The organism is Nitratireductor mangrovi (genome assembly GCF_007922615.2).
Classification (GTDB): domain Bacteria; phylum Pseudomonadota; class Alphaproteobacteria; order Rhizobiales; family Rhizobiaceae; genus Mangrovimarina; species Mangrovimarina mangrovi.
The window spans coordinates 1,523,628-1,548,366 of sequence record NZ_CP042301.2 but is presented as its reverse complement, the minus strand read 5'-3'; the positions used below and the strand labels follow the sequence as shown (position 1 = coordinate 1,548,366).

Sequence of the window (24,739 nt, the reverse complement as noted above, 5' to 3'; positions counted from 1 at the left end):
CATGAGCATCGGTTTCAGGGTCTACGAGAAGGTCGAGCGCGCGCCGGCCGCCCTCGTGAAGCGGCTGGCTGAGTGTGACACTGCTGACATCGCCGACGTCACTCGCCAGGCGGCGACAATGCGCGGCCTGCACCGCATCGGCAATGTGCCGGGCCGTGTCGCAGGGACGGCGATCACCGTTTCGCTGCCGCTGGGCGGAGTGAACATGCTCAAGATGGCGATGGCGCAGTTGCGCAAAGGTGACGTGCTTGTTGTATCTAGTCGTGGCAGCGCCGACTTCGCCATGTTCGGCGGCCTGCTGGCCGGTGGCATGCAGAAGCACGGGGTGGCGGCGATGGTTGTTGATGGCTATGTCCGAGACGCGGACGAAATTGCTGAATCGGGCTTCCCAATTTTTGCCCGTGGCGTTGTGCCGAACGCATGTTTGGCGGATGCGCCGGGAGAGGTGAATGTGCCGATCGCCTGCGGTGGCGTGGTCGTCTTCCCCGGCAGCATAATCGTGGCGGACACCAACGGCGTTGCCTGCGTGCAAGCTGCCGACGCGCCGTACGTTGTCGACAAGGTGGTCGAACTACATGGCAAGCACGTCGAATGGGGTCCGTTGCTGGCCGCCGGTCAATTCCCGGGCATGGCCAACGCCAGGAAGGTCGTCACAGACCAGGGCTGCGCCTTCATCGACTAACGCCGCGTCGCTCGAACCCGCTCCGACAGGTTCGACCTCCCCGAGCCGGCCCCTTTCCTCCCGGGGCCGGCTCCCGCGCTCGCGCACAGCCCACACGGAGCCTTACGCATGGACGTTGAGCAGATCCTCGCTTCCGGATCCGTCACCGAGCTAACCCGCTCCTATCGTGAGAAGCGCCTGTCCGTACGTGAGGCCGTCGAGTGGTACCTGACGCGCATCAGGGCGCGAAACGGGAGTGGGGATGCAATCAACGCTATCCGCGAGGTCGCACCGCGGGTACTCGAAGACGCTGATCTGGCTGACCGGCGCCTCGCGTCGGGTCGAGCGAACGATGAGCCGCTGGTTGGTGTGCCGGTCGTGTTGAAGGACAACGTGACGACGGCCGACGGCATGGCGACGACAATCGGCGCACGGGCGCTGAAGGACTTCCTGCCGCGTCGCGATGCGACCATCGTTGCCCGTCTGAAACGGGCCGGGGCGCTCGTACTCGGGAAGGCCAACATGACCGAGTTCGCCGACTATGCATCCGACATTATGCCCTCGGAATTCAGCGGCGCCGGCGGTGTCGTCCGCAATCCGCGTGGGCCGCGCTTCGACCGCGGCCAAGGATCGAGTGTCGGCTCGGCTGCTTCGGTAGCGGCGGCTTTCGCTCCTTTCGCCATCGGCGGTGAATCGCAGAATTCTATTCAATCGCCGGCCTCCGCGACCGGGATCGTTGGCTTCAAACCAACCGTGGGGCTTGTGAGCCGCGCCGGCGTCGCCCCGCTAGTTCCAAGTCAGGACAGCATCGGTCCGTTCGCGCGCACAGTCGAGGACGCAATCGTCGTCGCCGCAATCATGTCGGGCTCGGATGCTCGCGACAGCATCAGTTATTTGCGCGGCGTGCCGGCGCTCGAAATGCCGAAGACCGCCGACCTGCGTTACGCGACAATCGGCGTGCCGCGGACCGCAATGGCCGACATGATCGAGGACGACGCGACACAGGGCATGTTCGACAAGGTGCTGAGTGCGCTGGCCAAGGCCGGTGCCCGCATAATAGATCCCTGCGACGTTCCCAGCGCCCCGGAATTGGCACCGCTACGCTCGTCTGTCTTTCGCACCGAGTTCAAGCAAGCGATCGGCGAGTTCCTTCAGGAACACCGCGCTCCTTGCGGCATGGCGTCGCTCGCCGATATCATCGCCTGGAACGAAGCGCATCCCGAAGCCATTCCCTACGGCCAATCATTGCTATTGGCGGCCGAGGCGACCAGCGGTCTCGAAGACCCTGCTTACCGCGTCGACCGCCTCAACGACGTCCGTTTGGCCACGACGGAGGGCATTGATGCAGCTCTTGCTGCGGGCGCGGCCGACATCTTGATCGCGCCGATGGGCGTGGCGGCCAAGTTGACGGGCAAGGCTGGCGCTCCAGCGCTATCGATACCGATCGGGTGGCACCCTAACGGTTCCCGATTCGGAATATCGCTCTTCACCCGGGTCGGACAGGACATGCGGCTACTGTCGATCGGACGCTCGGTCGAACGTGTCGTAGAGAGCCCTTTCCAGCCCTCCTGATTGTTCGATCCCTCCAAGCATTTCCAACGGAGGTTGTGGGGCTGGAGAAGGTTGGACGTCAGACCCCTCCCCTCCGCCACCTGCCCACTCGAAAGCGTTCTCCCGATCCGGCCGCGGCCGGATTTTTCCGTTGTTTTCGAGGGTTATGCGGGTGGGGCTGAGCACTGTCCCCTTCGCCAAGCGGGCCGGAAGCGGTCTCTCAGGGCCGATTTTCTCCCGACCTTATGACTGCGCCGATTTGGTAAATTTCCTGTACGCCTTTGTTTTGATGAGGGAAAATCCCGCTAAAGAAACTGTTTGGATTGGAGTCGCGTCTGCACCTGCCGCGACCGGGCTCGGAAGTCAGGCCAAGGCTCGTTCCAACCGCTGCTTCTGACGCTCCCAATCGGGCATCACCTTCTCGAGGAGCTCGAAGAAGGCTGCCCCGTGATGGGGTTCAGCCACGTGGCAGATTATCTCGCGGCTCGCGTCTCGGCCATGCCTGCGAGCGTGCCCTGCAGTTCGAGTTCACGGCGACGCCGAAGGACGAGGGCCAGGACTTCAGCGGCCAGTCGCTGCGCATCTTCGCCATCGGCCATGCGCTCGAGGATCTGGCCGTCGCCTGGCTGCGCGGCGCGGGCTTCGACCTCTACACGCGCAAGGGCAACCGGCCCGATGGCGGCCAGTTCGGCTTCTCCGTCGCGGGCGGGCGCATCCGCGGTCATGTCGACGGCATCGTCGCCGCCGGGCCCGAAGGCTTCGGTCTGGCCGTTCCCGCGCTCTGGGAATGCAAGACGATGAACGCGAAGAACTGGCGCGCCTGCGTCAAGGACGGCGTGACCAAGTCGAAGCCGGTCTACGCCGCCCAGATCGCGCTCTATCAGGCCTACATGGAAACCAGCGTGCCTGGCATCAGCGCCGCGCCCGCCGTGTTCACCGCGATCAACAAGGACACCGCCGAGCTCCACCACGAGCAGGTCGCCTTCGACGCCGATCTCGCGCAGCGCATGTCCGACCGGGGCGTGCGGATCCTGCAGGCGACCGATGCGGGCGAGCTGCTGCCGCGCGTCGCCACCACGCCCGACTTCTTCGACCGTCGTCATGGGAATGCACGAGATCGATTCCGAATTCAGCGGCTCGACCCTGTTCAACACCGTCGTCGTGGTCGGGCCCGACGGCGCCATCCTCAACCGGCACCGCAAGCTGATGCCGACCAATCCCGAGCGCATGGTCTGGGGCATGGGCGACGCCCGCGGCCTGCGTGTGGTCGATACGCCGGTCGGGCGCATCGGCTGCCTGATCTGCTGGGAGAGCTACATGCCGCTCGCCCGCTTCGCGCTCTACGCCCAGAACCTCGACATCTACATTGCCCCGACCTGGGACAGCGGCGAGACATGGCTCGCCACCACGAATCACATCGCGCGCGAGGGCGGCTGCTGGGTGCTCGGCACCGCCACCGCGCTCGCCGGCTCGGACATTCCCGACAGCTTTCCCGAGCGCGACACGCTGTTCACGGATGACGAATGGATCAATCCCGGCGATGCCGTCGTCATCAAGCCGTTCGGCGGCGTGGTCGCCGGGCCGCTCCACCGGGAGAAGGGCATCCTCTACGCGACGATCGACGCCGAGGCAGCGCGCAGCGCGCGAAAATCGCTCGACGTCGCCGGCCACTACGGACGGCCTGATCTGTTCCGTCTGGAGATCGATCGGCGCGCGATGCAACCGGCGGCGTTCGTCGAGGCGGACGAGCGGCCATCGTAGCTCAGTCCAGAACACCCTGCCTGAGCCGGGTAGCCAACTCCGCCCGCCAAGCTCAACCCCGCATGGTGGCGGCCGGCTAGAAACTCAGCGTCCCGGCGCCCGCCTTGATGCGTTCGTGCATCGGGCTGGCGCCGGTGACGACGACTCCCTCTATCAGGTCGCCCTCTTCGTATCCCCGCGCCTTCACGCAGGGCGCGCATGCCCACAAGGTGCCCCCGCGCTTCAGGAAATCGTCGACCAACCCGGCCAGTGGCTCGAGCGGCTTGACGTGCGTCATGTCCGTCGCCTTGCGGCGTACGGCGTCCACCGCCGAACTGGTCAGAAAGATCGACACGTTCAGTCCGGCGGTCATCCCTCCATTGGCGATGGTGAACGCGACGGAGGAGAGTTCCTCGTCCGGTCCATGTGTCATTACCACAACGAGGTCACGCTGAGCTTCCGGCATTCTTGGTCTCCTTGCTGCGCGCGTTTTTCTTGAGCCGCCAATCCCAGGCCGCGGCGAGCGCCAGGGCGGCGAGGCCGACGAGCTCCGTCAGCCAGTGATAGGATCCGAACATCGCCCAGAGCACGGCGGCGGCTCCGAGGGTGGCGAGCGCCGCCGGCCAGAGAATGCGGTAGCGCCGATACCCAATGAGCACACTGGCCCAGGCGAGAACGGCGAACAGGCTCACGGCTCCGGCCCAGACGCCGTCATGGATCGCCACGGCGATGCCGAGCGAGGCGAGCGCCGCCACGATCAGCATCGTGCCGTAGCAGGCGGCGACCGCGAGCGCCGTGGCGCCCGCGGCGAGCGAGTTTGGTCCGGCCTCGGGTCTCATGGCGCCGCTCATTGCGTCCTCGGGTCGTCCTCGTCGCGGACATAGGTGATTGTCCATGGTCCGGTGCTGTTGAGCTGGATCACGGTCTCGCCCTCGGCATAGGCGTAGTGCACCATGCCCGGCGGATAGGCGAAGAAGCCACCGGGCTCGAGCGCGGTCGTGGCCTCGGGGTCTGCCTCCTCGCCCATGCCCAGCCGGAACGTGCCGGAGATCACCGTCACGATCTCGGGCTGGGTGTGTTGGTGGGGCGCGATGTGGAAGCCGTCGGGCAGCCTCAGCCGCATGGCGAAGACGCCGTCCGAACCGGGGTCTCCGTAGAGGACCGCGAATTCCGCCCCCTCGTCGATCGAGGCGGGACCGGCTTGATACTCGAACGCGTCGCTTTCGATCAGCACGTGATCGTCTTCCGCCAACGCGACAGGCGCGGCAAGCATGGCGGTCGCGATGGCGGCAGAGGCAAATGGCATTTGGTGGCGGGTCATTTCGATCTCTCCTCTCTATGGCACGCGCCAGAGTGGGCGCGATCCGGCCCGGTCACATCTGTGTTTGGTCGGAACCAAGCCGTCGATGACGAGCCTAAAGAACCCGCACCCGGCATGCTTGAGGATTTCCTGCTTCTTGCGTGACGGTTTTCTGCATTCGCGAGGTCCGGCCTGATGCGGCGGCTACTGCCATCTGCGGGCGGCGACGCCAGGACACGAAAGCCCCACGGAACCGTCAGGAAACGCTCAAGCATCGAACCGGCACCGCACCTATGCTTCGGACCCGGAAGTTTCCAAAAACCACAAATGGAGGCACGCATGCCCACGCTCGACCAAACCTCCGCCACGCCTGCAGTTGCGCCGCAAGACGACACTGAGTTCGTGCAGTTCTGGAACGAGGTGCTCGCACCCAAGTTCATCCGGTTCCGCCACATCCTCGTCGACGGCCTGACGCATCACAGCGAGGCGGTTTTCCCCAAGCTCCCGGTGCGCGAGGGGGACCGGGTGCTCGACGTCGGCTGCGGCTTCGGCGACACCGCGATCAAACTCGCGCGCATCGTCGGCCCAGAAGGCGAGGTCGTGGGAATCGATTGCTGCGACGCCTTCCTTGCCGCCGCCGATGCCGACCGTGAACAGGCTCGCATCGACAACCTCAGCTTCATGCGGGGCGATGCCGAGGTCGCGCTTCCCGAGGGCGCCTTCGACTTCGTCTTCGCCCGCTTCGGCACCATGTTCTTCGCCAACCCGGTGTCGGGCCTGCGCAACATGCGCCGCGCGCTGCGACCGGGCGGCCGGATGACTCACATCGTATGGCGCAATTCGGCCGACAATCCTTGGCTGTCCATGGCCAAGGATGTCGTCCTGCGCTTCCTGCCCGCGCCGGGCGACGACGCGCGAACCTGTGGACCGGGCCCTTTCTCGATGGCGGACGAGCCGATGGTGCGCAAGATGATGGAGATCGCCGGCTACGACGACATCACCTTCGAACGCGTCGACGCGCCCGTGCTCGTCGGCCACGACGTCCGCGATGCAGTAGCGTTTCAGCTGGCTATCGGCCCTGCCGGCGAAGTCTTCCGTGAGGCCGGAGACGCGGCCGAGGCGCGGCGGTCCGAGATCGAGGCGGCGCTGGCGGAGGCGATCCGCGCCCAGACGAGTTCGGCCGAGGGCATCGTCATGCCGAGTTCGTCCTGGGTGATCAGCGCCACGAATCCCGGCGGGAACGGCCACTGACCGGACTTTCCTTGCCGCAAGGGCGCGGCCTCTGGTAGGGTTTTCCGAGATGTCTTCCGCCGGAACCCACCGCGACGCCGACAAGTCCGCGCGTCGCCCCTGGAGGCGAGACCGATGCGTCGGCAGGCAATAGCCGTCTGGCGCCCAACGAAACCGGGAGCCGCTGATGAGCCGCTCGACGGTGCAACCGCTGACACTCGACGAAGCCGACGGCCCGATCCGTTTCGGCCCATTCGAGCTTGACCCGGACCACTTCGAGCTGCGGCGGGATGGGCAGCGGGTACCGATCGAGCCGCGGACGTTCGACCTCATCCGGTTTCTGGCGCAGAACATGGGACATACCGTGACCCGCGACGAGATCTTCAGCGCGGTCTGGCCCGACCGGGTCGTCTCGGACGCAGCACTCAGCAGCCAGATCCGGTCGGCGCGGCGAGTCCTCGGCGACGACGGCGATAGTCAGCAGATCATCGCAACGGTGCACGGGCGCGGCTTCCGTCTGCGCCGGCAGACGGCTCCGCCGGAGGCGGCAGGACCCGACAGCGACGGCAGAGCCGCAGCGGCGCGAACCGGCCCGCCGACCTTGGTCGTGCTCCCATGCACAAGCCTAGACGACGACGGGCGGGGTACCGTCCTAGCCGAGGGAATGACGGAAGACATTATTGCCGCGCTCTCCCGGAACCGCTGGCTGCGAGTGATCCCGCGCAGCACTGCCTTCGCGCTGACGGGGATGGGCGACGAGCCCGCCGAGATCGCCCGCACCGCGGGGGCCGATTACCTCGTGGCCGGCAGCGTCCGCCGCGACGGAAATCGGGTTCGTGTTGCGGTGCAGACGCTCGATGCCCGCGACATGCGCTGCCTCTGGAGCGAGACCTTCGACCGGGACATGACAGACATCTTCGAGTTGCAAGATGAGATCGCTCGTCTGGTCTCCGCGAGGGTCGCGACCGAGCTCGGCATCACCGAGCAGCAGCGTGCCGCGCGACAGGCACGCAAGAACCTCGGTGCCTGGGAACTTTACCAACTCGGCTCGATCGAGTTCTACCGCTTTACACCGGAAAGCAACCAACGCTGCCAGCGCCTGTTACGGCAGGCAATTCACGAGGACGCCGGCTTCGGCGCTCCCTACGCCCGGCTCGCCTACGCGATGATACTCGAGATGGTCTATTTCGACGGCGAGCCCAACCGGGCGCGGATGGACGAGGCACTCGAATTCGCCCGCGAGGGCGTCGCCTGCGACGATCAGGACGCCAACACCCTGTTCGCGCTCGGCCGCGTCCGCCTCGCTCGCTGCGAGTACGAACTCGCGATCGACGCGCTCGAGGACGCGCTGCGGCTGAATCCCTGTCTGGCGCTAAGCCATTGCGGCCTCGGGGACTCGCTTGCCTATGAGGGCCGGCTCGACGAAGCGATTGACAGATTCCAGGCAGCGATCGACCTCAGCCCGCACGACCCATTCCGCTGGGCCTTCATGTCCTATCGTTCGCTCGCCCATCTCTTCGGCCAGGAGTTCGACGAGGCGGCACAGTGGGCGCGCCGCGCGACGCAGGTGCCGAACGCGCATTTCTGGGCCCAGGCCAACCTCGTCTCAGCCCTCGGTCATCTTGGCGACTGCCGCGCCCCCGAGGCTGTGGAGACGCTGAAACGGACGCGGTCCGACTTCTCGCGGAACTTCGCACGGAAGCGGCTCTTCTACCTGAAGGATCCCGCTCAGCTCGACATCTTCATAGAGGGGCTGCGGCTCGCCGGTGTCGACGAGTAGAGCGAGCCTTCGTGGTGCACCCAACAACTCCGGCGTCGGCGATCTCTCCGACGCATCGATTTGATGGACCCCGCGCTACCGTCTGCGCTCTCAGCCTGAAATCTACGCTGTTCGACGTCGGAGCCGCCTCGCTTGCATGGGCGTGCCGGAGTAGCCCGTCCTCCGACACGCCCAGATTGAACGCAGCCGCGGAGGCGGCCACGCGGCCGGCGAAAACTCCAGCCAGCCTGGTGGGCTCCGAACGGGTTCGCCGCCATCCCCACCGCCGCGCTCGATCCGGCCCACCGTCCGGCGTCTCCCGCGGTCCCCGCGCTTGTCGGGTCCGGGTCCCCATCGTCTGCTCTTGCCTCAATCAATCGGGGTTGGCGGCTTCCACCGGCGTGATCTCGGTGATCGTCTGGAACTCGCCGAGGAACTCGGGATGGTTCTGCGCCAGATAGCGCCTGCGGCGTGCCCGCGAGGATCGCGTTCACATAGGCGACGGAATAGTTGTTTGCGTTGACCAGCAGCTCGGCCGCCTCGATCTGCCGCATGGTCTTCATCTTGCGCAGTGTCTCGAACACCGCATTGGTGCAGGGCTTGTCCTTCAGGATCGCGACCGCTTCCTCGCAGATGCCATCGAGCAGGCGCGCCTTGCGCCGGATGCTGCTCATGTTGAGGTCGAGCGCGGCTACAACGACCGGCAAATCGGCGAGAAGATCGGCGTGTCCACCGAGTATGTGAACATGATCGCCGGTCTGTTGGAGAAAGGCGAAGAGCGCCTGGTCGCGGCAGTCGAGTCGGGGCTCCTGCCGCTGAATCTCGCCATCCAGATTTCCAAGACGGACGCGAAGGGCGCACAGAAGGCGCTGATGGACGCCTACACGCAGAACAAGCTGCGCGGCCGGAAGCTGGCGCTCGTGCGACGCCTGATCCAGCAGCGCGAATTGCGCGGCCCGCAGATCAAGAGCAATCCGCTCGGTCGCCGTGTGGGGAGACGGGCGCTGACCAGCGAAGGCCTCGTTCGCGCCTATCAGCAGGAAGCCACGCGCCAGAAGCTGCTGATCAAGAAGGCAGAGCACAACCCGGGCGTTCCCGAGCAGTCTGCCGACGTAGCCCTTGATCACCGTCAGATGCAGGTGATCCTGGCCATAGGTGTCCTGGATCGAGGCGATGCCCTCCTGCAGCCGGGCGAGTTCCTGCTCCATCCGTGCCATCGCCTCGGGCGTGATCCCTTTGACCTTCTTTGGCTTGGACGACTCGACCAGCTGCGCTGGCGGAGCGCGCCGATCTCGCGCATCAGGTCGATGGGGTTGTGCTGCCGCCGCGCACAGTTTTCGACGAGGCTCATGACGAGGCAGTCGCTTTCGTCGGCCTCGATCACGATGGCGGGGATGCGCTCCTGCTTGAGTTCCATGAAAGCCTCGAGGCGGCCTTGGCCGCAGACGAGGTCGTATTCCTGCGGATCGGTCCCGGCGCGCGGCGCCACGGTGATTGGGCGCTTCAGGCCAATGCGGGCGATGTTGGCCACCATTGCCTCGAAAGTCCGCCGGTTGCGGACGCGGGGGTTGAGGATCCGGATCCTGTCAGTCGGGATCAGTGTCACCTGCTTCGGGCTGGTCGGCTCAAATTCGTCGGGCATCACGCCACCTCCGCGATCCTGGCCCGCGAGGCGAGCGCATAGAAGAAATCGAGCGTATCGAAGCGGTACGCATCCAGCGCGAGCCCGTTCTGCTTGGCGAATTTCAGTTTCCCAAATGTCATGTCGATGCTGGGCAGCACGTAGTAGTCGCGCGGCGCCTCGTTCACCTCGTCCATGCGCACGGCGATGGTGATGTCCGGCACCAGCCCAGTGTCGAGACGGATGCGCCAGCGCAGCGACCCGGCCGCCGTCGCCGTGCAGCGGGCCAGCACGATGGACACGGTGAACTCGTCGTTGACGCGAACAAGGTCCGTGGCCGGATCCTGCACGGCCGACCCGCCATGGCGCGTAACGCCCGCGATGATCTCTGGTGGACAGCATTCCGGGCGATTATCGTGGTGCGATAGCTTTGGCTTTGCATACGGAGCTCGGCTCGACTCATCGGGCGATCAAGACCGCGATGCGGTGGACGGGAGCCAGCGAGAGAACCGTGAAATACTGGTTTTCGGGTGAGCGCGGGCCGAGCGGCGAGCACCTGATTTTACTCGCGCGGCATTCCGACGCCATCGTGTTGGTGCTCCTGGCGCTGGCGGAGCGGTGGATCAGGGACGACGATTAGGGGCGTGCGCTACCTCCGGGGTCCATGCCACCTCTTGTCCTGCGTTCGTTTTTGGTTATCTTGAATACAGAAGAAGGAGGACGGCCCCCATGCCGCGCACCACAACGATGACCGTACGCGTGAGCGGCGCTCTCAGTGAGTTCGTCGCGACGAACGTTGGCGAGGGCGGCGCCTATGAAAACGTCAGTGAGTACATCCGCGACCTGATCCGCCGCGACAAGGAGCGCGCGGAGCGCGAAGCCTTCGATCGCCTGAAGGCGGAACTGAACCGGGCGTTCGCCGCGCCCGAGGAGAGCTACACGCCCATGACCGCCGCCGAGGTGATCGCTCGAAACCGGCGGGCTTGAGCCCATGGCAATCCGGGTCCAGGAAGCGGCCTCGGTGCGTCTCGACGAGATCTACCGCTACACCCGCGATCAGTGGGGCGAAGCGCAGGCCGAGACATACATCACCGGGCTGTTCGACGCCTTCGAGAAGATCGAAACCCGCGGGGTGATATCGAGGCCGGTGCCGGCCGAGTTCGGAGTAGACGGATACTTCTTCCGCTACGAGCGGCACTTCGTTTACTGGAGACGGCTCGGCAATGGCGACATCGGCATCGTCACCATCCTGCACGAGCGGATGCACCAGATCGACCGGTTCAAGGAAGACTTTGGATAAACCATTGTAGCGAAAAAAGTCAGATCCGAAGCCGAGCCGAAGGAAGGCCATGCGAGGTGGAGAAGGTTGGATATCAGGCCCACTCCCTCCGCCAGAACGATCATCGCGTGTATTCGAGCCATCGCGACCGCGTACGACCCCTGCCCGCGATACGGCGGGATGGTGTTCTCAGGACCATCCGTACTCAATCACCGCCTACTGCCGGCGCTCGTGACCTTCAAACGCACCATCTCGGGATCGAACGTCTTGGTCTCCGCCCTGACAGAACTGTCCCGCTGTTCATAGCTTCGTGCATTGTTCGCATTGCTCCATGGAAGGCCCATAGGAGAATGCAAGCGCTGACATGGATGTGCTAACGAGGATTCGGGCATGGGCGGCCACCCAAGGCTCGTTGTGGCAAGTACCGGTCGGTCTGCGCCAGCGGTCTGACCAGCGCGATCGCTTTGAAAACCGTTCAAAAGATATCGTAACCGAGATCATCAACCGGCGTGATGCAGAGCGCGGAGCAATGAGACATTGAGCGAACACGAGGACAAGCAGCCCAGCGCTTCAACGAGCCTCGGACAGCTTATTGCTCGAATTCCAGGCGGGATACTGGGAGGTATCGGTCTTGTGGGCCTTCTCAGCGGAGTGATTGACCTCCAAGGCCAAATCAAAGAGGTCGTCGATGCATATCAGAGTGTAACTCGCCCGATATGGGATTTTTCGCTAGGCGCATTCCTGAGAATATTTGGCTGGCGACTGCCGGGATTTCTAAAAGACTACCTTTCAATGGGATTTATTGTTGCTACCGCAGAATTTTTCGCAATCGGCCGATTGCTCTGGGCCGGCAATTGGCGAATGAAATTCTGGACGAGATTATGGGGTGGTTTCCGGGTACTGTTTGTCGATATGCATGGCAGGCCAATCGTTACATTCTTGTTTTGGCCCATCACGATCATACGAACATTTATTTCTTCGCTTCGGAGTGCCAGCGCCAAGGACCATGCCGAAATGATGCTGAGCCCGCTGCGCAGCACAAAGAGGGCGCGCGCATTTTATCGTTCAATGCGCCATTACGGCGCCAAATCGTTCTTTGGCTTTGTTTTGTGGGCACTGATAATCCTAATGATAAGTTACGGCATCAAGTTAACAGAAACGGCAGGAACGCTAGCCTAACGCATGTACCCCGATGCCGAACTGCCGAGATAGAGGGGAACCGCGGAAATCACCCCCCTTGCCCGCTTGATTATTCGCACCGCCCACGAGGTATCGCCGGGCCGTTGTGACGATCAGATCTTCTTATGCCTTTCGATGAGTCGCGACGCCGAACCCGTCTCACCCGCGGCTCTGCGTATTTCCCCGAGCAGCAGGCTCTGGGCCTTCGTGGGTACCCAGCCCCGGCGGTACAACTCGGCCTGCTGCCCCGCTTCGAGATCCGCCATACGTTGGATCGAGAGAGTGGCCAGATCTATCTTCCGGCGATCAATATTGCCCTGGTTGCCGGCGTTCTGCTCCTCGTCCTCGAGTTCCAGAGCTCGAGCGCCATGGCTGCAGCCTACGGCATCGCCGTCAGCGGCACGATGCTGGTCACGACCGGGTTGGCCATGCTTATGCTGCGGCATGTCTGGAAGTGGTCGTGGTTGCTGGTGGCAAGCATTTCCGCTCCCATCCTGCTCATCGAGCTCGCATTCTTCTCCGGCAACCTTCTGAAGGTCCCGGAGGGCGGTTACGTACCTCTCGTGCTGGGTGCGCTGATCGGGTTGGCCATGTGGACCTGGTCGCGCGGCACGCGGGATCTGTTCCAACGGAGTCGTGCGCAGGCTGTCCCTCTTGATCGTTTCATCCGGCAGATCGAGCGGGGCTCCGCGCTCCATGCACCGGGAAATGCGATCTACCTGTCGAGCGATCCGAAATCGTCTCCGCCGGCGTTGCTGCACAATCTCAAGCACAACCACGTCTTGCACGGCCAGATCGTCGTCCTGACCGTCGAAACTTGCGATACGCCGCGCGTCCGCGCTGCTGAGCGCGCATCGGTCGAGCAGATCGATGATCGGTTCACGCGTGTGACGCTACGCTTCGGGTTCATGGAGACGCCCAACGTTAATCGCGCGCTCGGCCAGCTGCGGAAGGACACGCTGGACTTCGAAGGCCGCAAGCTGTCGTTCTTCCTCGGTCGTCGGAAGATCGTGGCGAGCCCGACGGTCGGCATGCCCGTCTGGTGGGACCGCGTCTACATCCTGATGTCGCGCCTCGCCGCCGACCCCAGCGACTTCTACCACCTTCCGCGCGACCGCGTTGTCGAGATGGGATCGCAGGTCGCGGTCTAGACGAATGGCCCTCGTCTGTTAACCTCAACCCGAAAATGAAAGGAGTTAGAACGTGTTGGAGATCTGGTTGCCTCTCATCGGAGGTCTCGTCCTGCTGATCGCTGGAGGCGAGTTGCTGGTCCGAGGCGCAGTCCAGGTCGCAACTGGCCTCGGGGTTTCACCGCTGGTCATCGGGCTGACGCTGGTCGGTTTCGGAACTTCAACACCCGAACTCGTCACCTCCGTGCAGGCGGCACTCTCTGACGCGCCGGGGATCGCCTACGGCAACATCGTCGGCTCCAACATCGCGAACATCCTGCTGATCGTCGGCGTTGCAGCCCTGATAAGTCCGATGGTCATCGCGTCCGTGGCGCTGAAACGCGACGGCGCAGTCATGCTGGCTGTCGCCATCGTCTTCGCAGTTGTTGCGTTCGCGATGCCCCTGGGACGCGGTGTCGGCGCTGTCTTCGTCGCGGCGCTGATCGCCTATGTCTATCTTGCCTTCCGGCAGGAGAGGGCGTCTGCCCCGAGCGGCCATGGCGCGGTCTACGACAAGAGCCTTGCGCTGCAGGAAACCGATGTCGCTCTTGCGCCTCCCTCGGAACCAAAGAAATCCCTTCTGGTCTCGGCCCTGATTGCCCTTGCCGGGCTCGTGCTTGTCGTGATCGGAGGTCGCTTTCTCGTGGAGGGCGCCGTGTCGCTGGCCCGCGGCTTCGGAATCTCGGAGACGGTGATCGGCTTGACCATTGTGGCGGTCGGCACCTCGATGCCGGAATTCGTGACCTCGGCGGTTGCCGGTCTGCGCAAGCAGGGCGACGTGGCCTTCGGCAACATCGTCGGCTCGAACATCTACAACATCCTCGGGATCGGCGGCTTTACGGCGCTCATCGCACCGGGCGTGGTGCCGGCCGAGATCGTGAGCTTCGACAACCTCGTGATGATCGGCGTCTCGCTAGCGCTGGTCGCCTTTGCCTGGACCGGGCTCAGGATCGCGCGATGGGAGGGCGCAGTCCTGCTCGTCGGCTACCTCGTCTATGTCTGGGCGATCTGGCCCTAAATCCCGGATGGCGGCGGCAGGCTCAAGCCGCCGCCTTCTGCACCAGAAGCTTGTCGATGCGCCGACCGTCCATATCGACCACCTCGACCCCCAGCCTTGCAGGTCGATGCGCTGCCCCACTTCCAGCAACTGGCCCGCTTCGTCGAGGACAGGCCCTGCCACCGTCTCGTATTCGCGGTCTTCGTCGATCTCTAGCGAGAGGAGATCGGCGAACCCGTCGACCGGCATCCACCCCGCGATCAGGTAGGACCCGTCCGCCCGCGTCACCACCTTGGGCTCGTCGGTACCGTGTTCGGGGAGCTCGCCCGCGATCGCCTCCAGTACGTACATGGCGTGACGATGTCCTCGAAGTGCCCGTATTCGTCGTAGACCAGCACCATATGCGCCGGCGCCGTCCGCAGCCTGTCGACACCGCGGAAATCAGCCCCCCTGCCCGCTTGATTGTTCGCACCGCCCACGAGGTATCGCCGGGCAGTTGTGACGATCAGATCTTCTTATGCCTTTCGATGAGTCGCGACGCCGAACCCCTCTCACCCGTGGCTCTGCGTATTGCCCCGAGGAGCAGGCTCTGGGCCTTCGTGGGTACCCAGCCCCGGCGGTACGTGAGGCCGATGCTGCGGCCGGGCCAATCGATTCGCGTCCGCAGGCTTACAAGAAGGCCGTTGCGGACCTCCGCCTCGGCTTGCTGACCGGATATGCATCCCAGGAGGTCGCTCCTGAGAAGCAACTCCCGCATGAGCAGTATCGAACCACACTCCACGACGCTGTCCGGCAGGACCATTCCTTGCGCCTCGAACAGGGCATCGAATTGCTCACGCGCCGGCGTACCCGGCCGCGGTACGGTCCAGGTGTGCTGAACGAGTACCTCCAGCGGGATATCATGCTCGGCGGCCAAAGGGTGGTCGGGTCGGGCGAGTATCGCAAGATGATCGAGGAAAAGCGGTTCCTGGGTTACGTCGTCGATAGGCAGCGGATCGCGCAGGGCGCCGAGGATGAAGTCGATCTGCCCGCTGCGGAGACTCCCCAGCAAATCGTCGTAGGGGCCATCGATGATCGTCACCCTCCCCTTTGGCCGAGCGGAAAGGAACCTGGCGACGGCCTCAGGCAGCACGACGGAGCGGGACAGCGGCAGGGACCCGACGACGATACGGCCCACCTCGCGCCCGTCAAGATCGGCAAGGTCCGCCTCGATCTGGTCGAACTCGGAGAATGCAAGCCGGGCGGCCTGCGCGAGCTCGCGACAGGGTCGCGTCGCCACCATGCCGAAGGGCGTTCGCTCGAACAGGGACCGGGTCGCCTCCAGTTCGATCTGGGTGATCGCCCTGTGCACGGTTGGTTGGGCGACGCCGAGCCTGCGTGCCGCCAGCGTGAAGTTCCGCGCCTCGGCCATGGCTATCAGCGCTTGCAATTGAGCCGTCGTGGCCGTCACCGCCAACCTCGGCGAGACCTCGGCGAAACTGTTGTCGAGCCTGTCCATCGCGCGCCTCAGTCGCGCGTTGAGCACCTCGCCGCGCTCGGTCAGGAAAAAGCCTTGCCGGGTACGCTCGAACAAGGCGCCCCCGGCTTGGCGTTCCAGTTTGGCGAGAGCCTGGGTTACCGCGGGCTGCGAAACCAGGAACCGGTCAGCGGCCGCGGTCGGCTTGCGAAGCTCGGCTACAGCAAGAAAAACTCTGAAATGTCTGAGGTTCCGCGAGATCATGGAGCGGACGGGCCGCGATCGAGCCTACGGTCGTGGTATCGTGCGAACATTGCTCCCGGGTTGCCGCGATCATGTTGCTGATGTCGTGCCAACCCAGGCGGAATGGCGGCCAACCTGCCAAATGCTGCGCCGCCCTCCGGAGGCCGACGAAGGCCCGCCGCCGGTGTTTTGACTCTCAGCAATCCTTACTCCTTTTCGTCCTCTCGCTTCGCCGTACGCGCATGCCTGCAGAACTAGATCGCAATTATAGCAAAAACTTATCCTGCTGCATGAGCTTCCAAATTGTCGAGCGCCGGGTTGGATGAGACAATGCAAGGCGACAGGAAGCTCCGGGGCCCAGATCATGTCTACACCGAAGACCGCGCTCGTCATTTCCGCCCATGCCGCCGATTTCGTCTGGCGCTGCGGCGGAGCCATCGCGCTCCACGCCGAAAAGGGCTACGCCGTTACGGTCGCATGCCTCTCCTTCGGCGAACGGGGGGAAAGCGCCAAGCTGTGGAAGGAAGGCAAGTCGCTGCAGGAAGTGAAGGACATCCGGCGCGGCGAAGCGGAAGCCGCAGCCGCGGCGCTCGGCGTGACCGAACTCGTCTGTTTCGATCTCGGTGACTACCCGTTGCAGATGGAAAAGGACGACAAGTACAGGCTGGTCGATCTGATCCGCAAGGTGCAGCCGGCCTTCATGATGAGCCATTCGCAATACGACCCCTACAACACCGACCACATGTACATGACGCAGGTTGCCCTCGAGTGCCGGATGATCGCGCAGGCGTGGGGCTACAATCCGGGCGAAAAGGTGCTGGGGGCGCCGCAACTATACCTGTTCGAGCCGCACCAGACCGAGCAGATGGGCTGGAAGCCTGATACCTTCCTCGACATCACACCGGTATGGGAGAAGAAACGCGCTGCGATGGAGCATATGCAAGGGCAGGTCCACCTGTGGGATTATTACACCCGCGTCGCCCAGCAGCGCGCCAACCACTTCAAGCGCAATTCGGGCGGGCAGGCCGGCGGCCGCGATTGTCTTTATGCCGAAGGCTTCCAGTCGGTGTTTCCGCGCACGGTCGACGAACTCTAGGATCAGGCGCTCGACCCGAAACGACCACGGCCAGGGATTGACCGCGCCTCGGCGATGATTCCCCGGAGCAGGCGGACGACAAAGGAAGGAAGAGCTGATGAGCGTCGTTGTGCAGAAGGTCGAACGGGCGGAGGCTGACGTGATCCGCAGGCTTGGCGAGGCGGGTGTTGCGACTGTCCACGAGGCACAGGGCCGCAACGGATGCCTTGCCGCGCACATGCGCCCGATCTATCCCGGCGCGCAGATCGCCGGCTCGGCGGTGACGATCAGCGCGCCGCCCGGCGACAACTGGATGCTGCATGTGGCGATCGAACAGTTGCGGGACGGCGACGTGCTCGTGCTCGCGCCGACCTCGCCCTGCGACAACGGCTATTTCGGGGACCTGCTGGCCACCTCGGCCATGGCCCGCGGCTGCCGGGGCCTGGTGATCGAGGCCGGGGTGCGAGATGTGCGTGACCTGACGAGAATGGGGTTTCCGGTCTGGTCGAAGGCGGTCAGCGCCCAGGGAACGGTCAAGGAAACGCTTGGCTCGGTCAATGTACCGATCGTGTGTGCCGGTCAGTTGATCGAGGCCGGCGACGTGGTCGTTGCCGACGACGATGGCGTGGTCGTGGTCCGGCGCGCGGAGGCGGAAGCCGTGCTCGCGGCCTCCGAGAAACGGCTCGCCGCCGAGGAGGTCAAGCGCAAGCGGCTGGCCGCCGGCGAACTCGGCCTCGACATCTACGAGATGCGCGAACGTCTCGCCGCCAAGGGGCTCAAATATGTCTGATGGCGAAACCGACGGCATTCCCTGCATCTGGATGCGGGGCGGCACGTCGAAGGGCGCCTACCTGCTTGCCTCCGACCTGCCGGCGGAGCGCAAGGACATCGACGCGCTCCTGCTGCGCATCATGGGATCGCCCGACGCGCGCCAGATCGACGGGATCGGCGGCGCCGACCCGCTGACCTCGAAGGTCGCGGTCCTTTCGCCCTCCTCGCGCGAAGACGCCGACGTCGATTATCTTTTCCTGCAGGTTTTTGTCGATCAGGCGCTGGTCTCCGACGCGCAGGGCTGCGGCAACATTCTGGCCGGCGTCGGCCCGGCGGCGATCGAGCGTGGGCTGGTCGTAGCACTGGACGGCGTGACGCCGGTGCGCATCCACATGGTCAACACCGGCGAGGTGGCGGTCGCGCGCATCGCCACGCCGGGCGGACGTGTCAGCTATCGCGGCGAGGCGGAGATTGACGGCGTTCCCGGCCGGCACGCGGCGGTACCGCTGATGTTCCGCGACATCGCCGGCTCGATGACGGGCGCCCTGCTGCCGACGGGCAATGCCGTCGACATGATCGACGGCATCGCCTGCACGCTGATCGACAACGGCATGCCGATCGTGGTCATGGATGCGGCGGATTTCGGCTTGAGCGGACAGGAAACGCGCGACGCGCTTGACGCCGACACCGCGCTCAAGGCCCGCATCGAGACGATCAGGCTCAAGGCCGGACCGATGATGAAGCTTGGCGACGTGGCTGACAAATCGGTGCCGAAAATGACGTTGGTGTCGCCGCCGGCGGCTGGTGGAGCGATTGCGACCCGCAGCTTCATCCCGCATCGCTGCCATGCCTCGATCGGCGTCTTTGCCGCCGTCAGCGTCGCGACCGCCTGCACGCTGGCCGACGGTCCGGCGGCACGGCTGGCCTCTCTGCCGGCCGACGGCATCTTCCTGATCGAACATCCGAGCGGGGTGGCCGAGGTCGTGATCGAACGCGACGAAACCGGCGCCGTGCTTGGCGCGGGAACGGTCAGGACGGCGCGCAAGCTGTTCGAGGGCCGCGTCTTCCCCGCCCCGGCCCGCTGACCGGAGGCCACTCAGTTTTCACGGGCGCAAACCTGCTTGATCTGGTCGCGCAGCCAGGCATGCGCCTGGTTTCCCTCGAACCGCCGGTGCCATATCAGATGGTTGGCAATCGGCGCCATTGCGAGCGGCACCGGCACCGCGACCAGGCCGTAGCGGCGCACGAAATAGTCGCTGGTGCGATGGGTGAAGACGCCTACCAGATCGGACGTCAGAAGCAGTTCCGGAACGATTGTGAAGCTCATCAGCGTTGCCGCGATCGTCCTGCTGGCACCATGCCGGTCGAGCACCGCATCGAAGGCCGCGCGCCGGTCGCTCGTGGAACTGACGACCAGGTGTGAATAGGCAAGCAGGTCGCCGAGGTCGAGATCCCTGCCACTTTCCAGCAGCGGGTGATCGCGGCGGCACAGGCATACGAACCGGTCTTCGTAGGCGAACATGCGTCTTAGGTGCGGCGGCGTGGCGTCGAACCAGCCGATCGCCAGGTCGATTTCCTCGGCTTCGATCAGGCGGATCGCGTAGTCGCGATCGGTGGTGCGCAGATTGACGACGATGCCCGGAGCGACGCGGCCAAGATGCTCCAGCAGCGGCAACAGGACCGGCAAAGAGAAGCGGTCGGGCGCGCCGATGGAAAATTGCGCCTCTGCCGTCGTCGGATCGAACGCGTCCGGCCGCGCTATGCAGGCATCCGCATCCTGGACGATCTTGGCCAGCAGCGGGGCCAGTTCGGCTGCCCGCGGCGTCGGGCTGAGGCCGTCGGGCGTGCGCACCAGCAGAGGATCGCCAAGGCTGTCCCGTAGCCGCCTCAGCGAATTGGAGATCGCCGACTGGGTGCGGCCCAGCCGCTGCCCCGTCCGTGTGACGCTGCGTTCCTCCAGCAAGGTATGCAGGACGACAAGCAGGTTGAGATCGAAATTGTGCAGCATTTTCAATCAATCATCACCAACGGTGATATTGTAGAACACGACTATCCATTTCACAAATTGCCGGCAATCGCGCACAGTCGGGGTAAGAGGAGAAACCCGACATGCACTTGTCGCGAGCGGAGGACGCTATCGCGGCCGCGACACGGCCCGACCCCGACTACCTCCCGTTCCACCCGGCGCCCGCGCGGCCGCAGTTCCGCATGCCGGACGGCGCCGTCGACGCGCATTGCCACGTTTTCGGCCCGGCCGCGCTGTTTCCCTTCTCCGCCAGCCGGCGCTACACGCCGGTCGACGCCCCGGCCGAGCGCCTGTTCGCCCTGCGTGACCATCTCGGCATCAGCCGCAACGTCATCGTGCAGGCCACCTGCCACGGCACCGACAACAGCGCCATGCTCGACGCGATCGCGCGCTCCAATGGGCAGGCGCGCGGCGTGGCGGTGATCGACGCCGATACCCCGCAGGAAGAGTTGTGGCGGATTCACGATGGCGGCGTCCGCGGGGTGCGTCTCAATTTCCTCAAGAGATTGGTCGGCGACGCACCTCGCGACGACTATATCAGGATAGCGGAACGCGTCGCCGCGCTCGGCTGGCACATCGTCGTCTATTTCGAATCCGCAGAACTCTCCGAGCTCGGCCCCTATGTCGAGGCGCTGCCGGGAACGATCGTGATCGACCACATGGGGCGGCCCGACGTGGCGGACGGACTTGGTGGTCGCGGCTTCGCCCGCGTTCTGGAACTGATGGCCAGCAACCCGCGCTTCTGGATCAAGGTCTCCTGCCCCGAACGGTTGACGGTAGACGGGCCGCCCTATGGCGACGTGGTGCCGTTCGCGCGAACGCTCGTCGAGAGGTTTCCCGATCGCACGCTGTGGGGCACCGACTGGCCGCACCCGAACATGACTTCGCACATGCCCGACGACGGCGCGCTGGTCGATCTCATCCCGCAGATCGCTCCGAGTCCCGAATTGCAGAAACGCTTGCTCGTCGACAACCCGATGCGGCTTTACTGGCCCGGGGAGCGCGCGCCGTGAGCAAGGCAATCCGCGAGCGCGGCAACTGGGTCGGCTGGGTCGTGGCAGCGCTCGCGACCGTCATGTGCGTCGCCTGCATCCTGTGGAACCTGGAGGTGCACACGCGCATCGGCGTGGCCGTCCTGCGCCAGCAATATATGGCGCTGCAACTCGGACTGGCGCTCACCATCGCCTTCCTGCGTTTCGACCCGCGCGGACAACCCGCCACGCGTCCCTGGCTATTCGATGTTGCGATCGCAGCGACCTGCTTCGGCACGCTGATCTACGCCGCGGCGGACTTCGTCTGGCTGCTGCAGGAACAGTTCTACCGCCCCTGGCAGATCACCCTGATCGGCACGGTAGTGGTGCTTGCGGTGATGGAAAGCATCCGCCGGCGCGCCGGCCTGATGCTGTTTTCCATCGTCGCCGTGTTCCTCGTCTATGCCCTCTTTGCCGACAAGGTTCCCGGCCGGCTGGTGGGGCGGGAACTGAGCCCGATCCGGCTGGTCGACTATGTCGGGTTCGATTCCTCCGCCGTTTTTTCCTCGCCGCTCGCCGTCGGCACGATCACGGTCCTGCTGTTCGTCTTTTTCGGCCAGTTGCTGTTTGCCGCCGGCGGCGGCGCGTTCTTCACCGACCTTGCGATGGCGGCGACCGGCCGCTCGCGCGGCGGCAGCGCCAAGATCGCGGTGACCGGCTCGGCCCTCTTCGGCTCGATCTCGGGCTCGGCGGTCTCCAACGTGGCGACAACCGGCGTCATCACCATCCCGCTGATGCAGCGTGGCGGCTACACCCGGGAAGATGCCGGCGCGATCGAGGCGGTCGCCTCGACCGGCGGCCAGCTGACACCGCCGATCATGGGCGCGGCCGCATTCCTGATGGCCGAGTTCCTTGACATACCCTATGCCACCGTCGCCGGCGCGGCACTGGTGCCGGCGATCCTCTATTATCTCGGCGTCTTCATGCAGGTCGACCTGATCGCGGCGCGCGACGGGATCGCCGCGCCCGAGGAAAGCGCGCTCGGCGTCCGCAAGGTGCTGGCGGAAGGCTGGCATTTCCTGGTTCCGTTCGCAGTCCTCCTCTACGCGCTGTTCTGGGTCCGCCTCGATCCGGAGGATTCCGCCCTTTTCGCGTCACTGGCGATCGTGGCGGCGGGTTTCGCGCGCGGCTACCGCGGCACCCGCTTGACCTTGCGCACGCTCGGCCGCGTCTTCGTCGACACGGGGACCTCGATGGTCGACCTGATCCTGGTCGTCGCCGCCGCGGGTTTCGTCATCGGCGTCCTCAACATAACCGGCCTCGGCTTCGCGCTGACGCTGCTTCTGGTCGATTCCGTCGGCACCAGTCTCGTGCTGCTGCTCCTGATTTCGGCGGTGGTCTGTATCATCCTCGGCATGGGCATGCCAACCTCGGGCGTCTATGTCCTTCTGGCAGCACTGGTCGCCCCGTCGCTGGTCGAAGCTGGCGTCGAGCCGATCTCGGCCCACCTGTTCATCCTCTATTTCGGCATGATGTCGATGATCACGCCGCCGGTGGCCCTTGCTGCCTTCGCCGCGGCGACGATCTCGAAGGCGGGGCCGCTGGCGACCGGGCTTGCCGCGATGCGCGTCGGCTGGGCTGCCTTCATCCTGCCGTTCTGCTTCGTCTCGACGCCGGCGCTGCTATTTGCCGGGGGACTGCAGGAGACCGTGATCGCCGCCTGCCTGACGGCGATCGGCATCGCAGCGGTCACGGCCGGTATTGCCGGCTACTGGGGCCGCCAATTGCGGCTGGCGTTGCGGGTCTGCTTCGTCGTTCTTGGCGCGCTCACCCTGCCGCTTGGCTTCGTCGCCGTCCCCCTCGCCGTTCACCTCGTCGCCGCCGGAGCGACCCTGACGCTCGGCCTCGGCCTCTTGATCCACAAGTCGCGGTCCAAGCTCGACGGCCAACTGACCTGATCCGAACAATCAACCCAGGGAGGAAACAATGAGACATCTGAAAATGCTGGCCGGTGCGGCCATCGCCAGCCTGGCTTTCGCTGCCGCGGCCCAGGCGCAAGTGGTGTCGATGGCGACCGGAGCGCAAGGATCGCTGGCCTACAATTCCGGCCAGGCGGTGGCGCGCGTCGCCAATGACAACGGCATCACCGTGCGCACCCAACCGCTCGTCGGCTACATGCCTCTGCTGCAGAGCGGCGAGGTCGATTTCGGTTACGCCAACGGTGCCGAGGCCGCCTTTGCCTACACCGCGACCGGCAATTTCGACCGCGAGCATCCGAACGTGCGGCTCGCCGGCGTCATGTTCCCGCTGACGACCGGCATCATGGCGCCATGCGATCTCGAGATCGAGAGCGTCAACGACCTCGTCGACCGCGCCGGCGACCTCAGGATCGCGTCGGAATACACCTCATCGACCATCATTCCTTTCTATATCGGCGGCGCGCTGGCCTCGGCCGGGCTGAGCTATGAGGATTTCCAGCAGGTGCCGGTGGCGAGCTTCGTCGACGGCATCAACGCCCTTGGCGATGGGCTGGTCGACATCGCGCTGGTCAGCCTCAATGCCGGCGCCGGGCAGGAAGCCGCCGTCAAGCTCAAGGACCGCGGCGGGCTTTGCTACATTTCCGTCAACAATACTGAAGAAGGCATTGCAGCCTTCTCCGACTACCTGCCGGCAGGCTATGTCGCCGAACTGCCGCAGAACGAAAACGTCAACGGCCTGCAGAAGCGCGGCGCGGTCCTGATCCGGGTTCCATGGATGCTTCTCACCAACGCCGATGTCAGCGACGACCTCGTCTACAATCTGGTCAAGGTCGTTGCGGAGAACCAGAAGGCGCTCGGCGAGGCGTTCGGCCCGTTCAAGCTCTCTAAGGTCGAGCAAATGGCGCCCAAGAACGTGATGCCGTACCACCCCGGTGCTCTGCGCTATTTCGAGGAAGCCGGGATCGCGGTCGGCAAGTAAGCATGTCGCCGACGGGCTCGCCGAAGAAGGCGAGCCCGCTGTGCCGGTAAGTCTGGAGGATCAACGAAATGATGACGCAACTCACCGCGGCCGACGGCCATGTACTTGATTGCTGGATGGTCGAGGCCAACGGCCCGCGCCGCGGCGGGATCGTCATTCTGCAGGAAATTTTCGGCGTCACCGACCAGTTGAAGGGCGTGGCGGCGATGTATGCCGTCAAGGGCTACGACGTTGCCGTGCCGGCACTGTTCGATCGGCACGAAAAAGATGCCGTTATCCCCTTCGATCAGGGGGCGCGGGGACGCGACATGATGCTGGCGTCGAAGCCGGAAGAATGCCTGATGGACGTCGATTCAGCCGTGAAGGCGCTTGCGATCAAGGGCGGCAGGGTCGCCGTCATCGGCTTTTGCTGGGGCGGCGGGTTGGCGCTGCGCGCAGCGCAGAAGCTCGACATCGCTGCCGCCGTCGCCTTCTACGGAACCCGGCTGCAGCAATATCTCGACAGCCCCCTGAAGGCGCCACTGCTCGGCCATTTCGGCAGGACGGACGACCATGTGCCGCCGGAAATGCTGGCCGAGGCGCAAGCCTACCTGCCGGACATGGAAGTGCATCTCTACGACGCAGGACACGCCTTCGTCAACGATGCACGTACGACTTATGTCGCGGAAGCCGCCGCCGAGGCGCATGTACGGACGCAGGCCTTCCTGGCCAGGCACGTGGGTTAGCTGGGAACGCGAATTCCTCCCGCGTCTA

The 24,739-nt window shown here is 64.7% G+C and carries 27 protein-coding genes and 4 pseudogenes; 19 read left to right on the top strand and 12 right to left on the bottom strand.

The genetic code is table 11. The features are described 5' to 3' along the window. The first annotated feature begins 1 nt into the window (after position 1). Both FQ775_RS07575 and FQ775_RS07570 read left to right on the top strand, forming a co-directional pair. Positions 2-682 (top strand): RraA family protein, encoded by a 681-nt coding sequence (locus tag FQ775_RS07575; protein ID WP_146298258.1) that lies wholly within the window; start codon positions 2-4, stop codon positions 680-682. Between the two features lie 108 nt (positions 683-790). Continuing rightward, positions 791-2,233, top strand: coding sequence for an amidase family protein (locus tag FQ775_RS07570; protein WP_146298259.1), 1,443 nt, complete (start codon positions 791-793; stop codon positions 2,231-2,233). Between the two features lie 342 nt (positions 2,234-2,575). Here FQ775_RS07570 and FQ775_RS07565 read toward each other — a convergent pair whose 3' ends face one another. Both FQ775_RS07565 and FQ775_RS07560 read right to left on the bottom strand, forming a co-directional pair. Continuing rightward, a complete protein-coding gene (locus FQ775_RS07565) occupies positions 2,576-2,677 on the bottom strand; it encodes a YgjP-like metallopeptidase domain-containing protein (RefSeq protein WP_246730292.1) in 102 nt (33 codons plus the stop codon). 8 nt (positions 2,678-2,685) lie between these two features. Further along, on the bottom strand, positions 2,686-3,315 hold the full coding sequence (locus FQ775_RS07560) for a hypothetical protein (RefSeq protein WP_167812811.1): 630 nt from the start codon (positions 3,313-3,315) through the stop codon (positions 2,686-2,688). On the opposite strand from FQ775_RS07560, the gene FQ775_RS07555 reads away from it, so the two are divergent. Continuing rightward, complete coding sequence (locus FQ775_RS07555) at positions 3,314-3,973, top strand: nitrilase-related carbon-nitrogen hydrolase (protein ID WP_206064844.1); 660 nt, start codon at positions 3,314-3,316, stop codon at positions 3,971-3,973. The two genes, FQ775_RS07560 and FQ775_RS07555, sit on opposite strands and share 2 nt — an antisense overlap. 76 nt (positions 3,974-4,049) lie before the next feature. On the opposite strand, the gene FQ775_RS07550 is transcribed toward FQ775_RS07555, so the two are convergent. The 3 genes from FQ775_RS07550 to FQ775_RS07540 are packed head-to-tail and all read right to left on the bottom strand — an operon-like array spanning position 4,050 to position 5,273. Next, on the bottom strand, positions 4,050-4,418 hold the full coding sequence (locus FQ775_RS07550) for a DsrE family protein (protein WP_146300999.1): 369 nt from the start codon (positions 4,416-4,418) through the stop codon (positions 4,050-4,052). Beyond that, on the bottom strand, positions 4,399-4,803 hold the full coding sequence (locus FQ775_RS07545) for a MerC family mercury resistance protein (RefSeq protein WP_167812809.1): 405 nt from the start codon (positions 4,801-4,803) through the stop codon (positions 4,399-4,401). The genes FQ775_RS07550 and FQ775_RS07545 overlap by 20 nt, the downstream gene beginning before the upstream one ends. Beyond that, positions 4,800-5,273, bottom strand: a complete 474-nt coding sequence (locus FQ775_RS07540; RefSeq protein ID WP_146301001.1) for a cupin domain-containing protein — start codon at positions 5,271-5,273, stop codon at positions 4,800-4,802. Before FQ775_RS07540 ends, FQ775_RS07545 begins: the two co-directional genes overlap by 4 nt. Before the next feature lie 318 nt (positions 5,274-5,591). On the opposite strand from FQ775_RS07540, the gene FQ775_RS07535 reads away from it, so the two are divergent. Together FQ775_RS07535 and FQ775_RS07530 are read left to right on the top strand one after the other, a co-directional pair. Beyond that, positions 5,592-6,503: a class I SAM-dependent methyltransferase gene (locus FQ775_RS07535; RefSeq protein ID WP_146301002.1), complete on the top strand. Its 912-nt coding sequence runs from the start codon at positions 5,592-5,594 to the stop codon at positions 6,501-6,503. Between the two features lie 166 nt (positions 6,504-6,669). Further along, complete coding sequence (locus FQ775_RS07530; RefSeq protein WP_146301003.1) at positions 6,670-8,262, top strand: winged helix-turn-helix domain-containing tetratricopeptide repeat protein; 1,593 nt, start codon at positions 6,670-6,672, stop codon at positions 8,260-8,262. Here the strand turns inward: FQ775_RS07530 and FQ775_RS23905 are convergent. Then, positions 8,211-8,879, bottom strand: a pseudogene (locus FQ775_RS23905) (plasmid partitioning protein RepB C-terminal domain-containing protein); the annotation flags it as partial. The gene FQ775_RS07530 and the pseudogene FQ775_RS23905 sit on opposite strands and share 52 nt — an antisense overlap. 87 nt (positions 8,880-8,966) lie before the next feature. On the opposite strand from FQ775_RS23905, the pseudogene FQ775_RS23900 reads away from it, so the two are divergent. Beyond that, positions 8,967-9,260 (top strand): annotated as a pseudogene (locus tag FQ775_RS23900) (plasmid partitioning protein RepB C-terminal domain-containing protein); the annotation flags it as partial. 102 nt (positions 9,261-9,362) lie between these two features. Here the strand turns inward: FQ775_RS23900 and FQ775_RS23895 are convergent. The 3 genes and pseudogenes from FQ775_RS23895 to FQ775_RS07505 form a co-directional block, all read right to left on the bottom strand. Further along, a pseudogene (locus tag FQ775_RS23895) lies at positions 9,363-9,509 on the bottom strand (plasmid partitioning protein RepB C-terminal domain-containing protein); the annotation flags it as partial. A gap of 77 nt (positions 9,510-9,586) precedes the next feature. After that, positions 9,587-9,883 (bottom strand): annotated as a pseudogene (locus tag FQ775_RS23890) (ParB N-terminal domain-containing protein); the annotation flags it as partial. Then, on the bottom strand, positions 9,883-10,212 hold the full coding sequence (locus FQ775_RS07505; protein WP_206064841.1) for a hypothetical protein: 330 nt from the start codon (positions 10,210-10,212) through the stop codon (positions 9,883-9,885). The gene FQ775_RS07505 and the pseudogene FQ775_RS23890, both read right to left, overlap by 1 nt. 41 nt (positions 10,213-10,253) lie before the next feature. Between FQ775_RS07505 and FQ775_RS07500 the strand changes: the two genes are divergently transcribed. The 6 genes from FQ775_RS07500 to FQ775_RS07475 all read left to right on the top strand — a co-directional run bounded on the left by FQ775_RS07500 (position 10,254) and on the right by FQ775_RS07475 (position 14,507). Continuing rightward, the gene (locus FQ775_RS07500; RefSeq protein ID WP_206064840.1) at positions 10,254-10,502 is read left to right on the top strand and encodes a hypothetical protein; all 249 of its coding nucleotides are present in this window, start codon (positions 10,254-10,256) and stop codon (positions 10,500-10,502) included. Positions 10,503-10,591: 89 nt separating this feature from the next. After that, positions 10,592-10,849 carry a ribbon-helix-helix domain-containing protein gene (locus tag FQ775_RS07495; RefSeq protein ID WP_146301005.1) on the top strand — a complete coding sequence of 86 codons (258 nt, stop codon included), beginning with the start codon at positions 10,592-10,594 and terminating at the stop codon, positions 10,847-10,849. Positions 10,850-10,853: 4 nt separating this feature from the next. Continuing rightward, positions 10,854-11,162 carry a type II toxin-antitoxin system RelE/ParE family toxin gene (locus tag FQ775_RS07490; RefSeq protein ID WP_146301006.1) on the top strand — a complete coding sequence of 103 codons (309 nt, stop codon included), beginning with the start codon at positions 10,854-10,856 and terminating at the stop codon, positions 11,160-11,162. A 516-nt stretch (positions 11,163-11,678) separates the two neighbouring features. Continuing rightward, positions 11,679-12,320, top strand: coding sequence for a hypothetical protein (locus FQ775_RS07485; protein WP_146301007.1), 642 nt, complete (start codon positions 11,679-11,681; stop codon positions 12,318-12,320). A 125-nt stretch (positions 12,321-12,445) separates the two neighbouring features. Further along, positions 12,446-13,471, top strand: a complete 1,026-nt coding sequence (locus tag FQ775_RS07480; RefSeq protein ID WP_167812807.1) for a KUP/HAK/KT family potassium transporter — start codon at positions 12,446-12,448, stop codon at positions 13,469-13,471. 52 nt (positions 13,472-13,523) lie between these two features. Further along, positions 13,524-14,507 (top strand): calcium/sodium antiporter, encoded by a 984-nt coding sequence (locus tag FQ775_RS07475; RefSeq protein WP_146301009.1) that lies wholly within the window; start codon positions 13,524-13,526, stop codon positions 14,505-14,507. Here FQ775_RS07475 and FQ775_RS07470 read toward each other — a convergent pair. Then, positions 14,403-14,837 carry a transporter associated domain-containing protein gene (locus FQ775_RS07470; RefSeq protein WP_206064839.1) on the bottom strand — a complete coding sequence of 145 codons (435 nt, stop codon included), beginning with the start codon at positions 14,835-14,837 and terminating at the stop codon, positions 14,403-14,405. The two genes, FQ775_RS07475 and FQ775_RS07470, sit on opposite strands and share 105 nt — an antisense overlap. Positions 14,838-14,991: 154 nt before the next feature. Beyond that, on the bottom strand, positions 14,992-16,206 hold the full coding sequence (locus tag FQ775_RS07465; RefSeq protein WP_146301010.1) for a LysR family transcriptional regulator: 1,215 nt from the start codon (positions 16,204-16,206) through the stop codon (positions 14,992-14,994). A gap of 343 nt (positions 16,207-16,549) precedes the next feature. Between FQ775_RS07465 and FQ775_RS07460 the strand changes: the two genes are divergently transcribed. The 3 genes from FQ775_RS07460 (at position 16,550) to FQ775_RS07450 (ending at position 19,116) form a co-directional block, all read left to right on the top strand. Beyond that, the gene (locus tag FQ775_RS07460; RefSeq protein ID WP_146301011.1) at positions 16,550-17,281 is read left to right on the top strand and encodes a PIG-L deacetylase family protein; all 732 of its coding nucleotides are present in this window, start codon (positions 16,550-16,552) and stop codon (positions 17,279-17,281) included. Positions 17,282-17,378: 97 nt separating this feature from the next. Continuing rightward, positions 17,379-18,050: a 4-carboxy-4-hydroxy-2-oxoadipate aldolase/oxaloacetate decarboxylase gene (locus tag FQ775_RS07455; protein ID WP_146301012.1), complete on the top strand. Its 672-nt coding sequence runs from the start codon at positions 17,379-17,381 to the stop codon at positions 18,048-18,050. Further along, positions 18,043-19,116, top strand: a complete 1,074-nt coding sequence (locus tag FQ775_RS07450; protein WP_146301013.1) for a 4-oxalomesaconate tautomerase — start codon at positions 18,043-18,045, stop codon at positions 19,114-19,116. Before FQ775_RS07455 ends, FQ775_RS07450 begins: the two co-directional genes overlap by 8 nt. An 11-nt stretch (positions 19,117-19,127) precedes the next feature. Here FQ775_RS07450 and FQ775_RS07445 read toward each other — a convergent pair whose 3' ends face one another. Next, complete coding sequence (locus FQ775_RS07445) at positions 19,128-20,039, bottom strand: LysR family transcriptional regulator (RefSeq protein WP_246730354.1); 912 nt, start codon at positions 20,037-20,039, stop codon at positions 19,128-19,130. A gap of 101 nt (positions 20,040-20,140) precedes the next feature. Here FQ775_RS07445 and FQ775_RS07440 point away from each other — a divergent pair, with 101 nt between their 5' ends. The 4 genes from FQ775_RS07440 (at position 20,141) to FQ775_RS07425 (ending at position 24,711) form a co-directional block, all read left to right on the top strand. Further along, complete coding sequence (locus FQ775_RS07440; protein ID WP_146301015.1) at positions 20,141-21,070, top strand: amidohydrolase family protein; 930 nt, start codon at positions 20,141-20,143, stop codon at positions 21,068-21,070. Further along, entirely contained in the window at positions 21,067-22,986 is a 1,920-nt protein-coding gene (locus FQ775_RS07435) for a TRAP transporter permease (protein ID WP_146301016.1), read from the top strand. Before FQ775_RS07440 ends, FQ775_RS07435 begins: the two co-directional genes overlap by 4 nt. Before the next feature lie 28 nt (positions 22,987-23,014). After that, the gene (locus FQ775_RS07430) at positions 23,015-23,986 is read left to right on the top strand and encodes a TAXI family TRAP transporter solute-binding subunit (RefSeq protein ID WP_146301017.1); all 972 of its coding nucleotides are present in this window, start codon (positions 23,015-23,017) and stop codon (positions 23,984-23,986) included. 68 nt (positions 23,987-24,054) lie between these two features. Further along, positions 24,055-24,711 carry a dienelactone hydrolase family protein gene (locus tag FQ775_RS07425; RefSeq protein ID WP_146301018.1) on the top strand — a complete coding sequence of 219 codons (657 nt, stop codon included), beginning with the start codon at positions 24,055-24,057 and terminating at the stop codon, positions 24,709-24,711. Positions 24,712-24,739 lie beyond the last annotated feature (28 nt).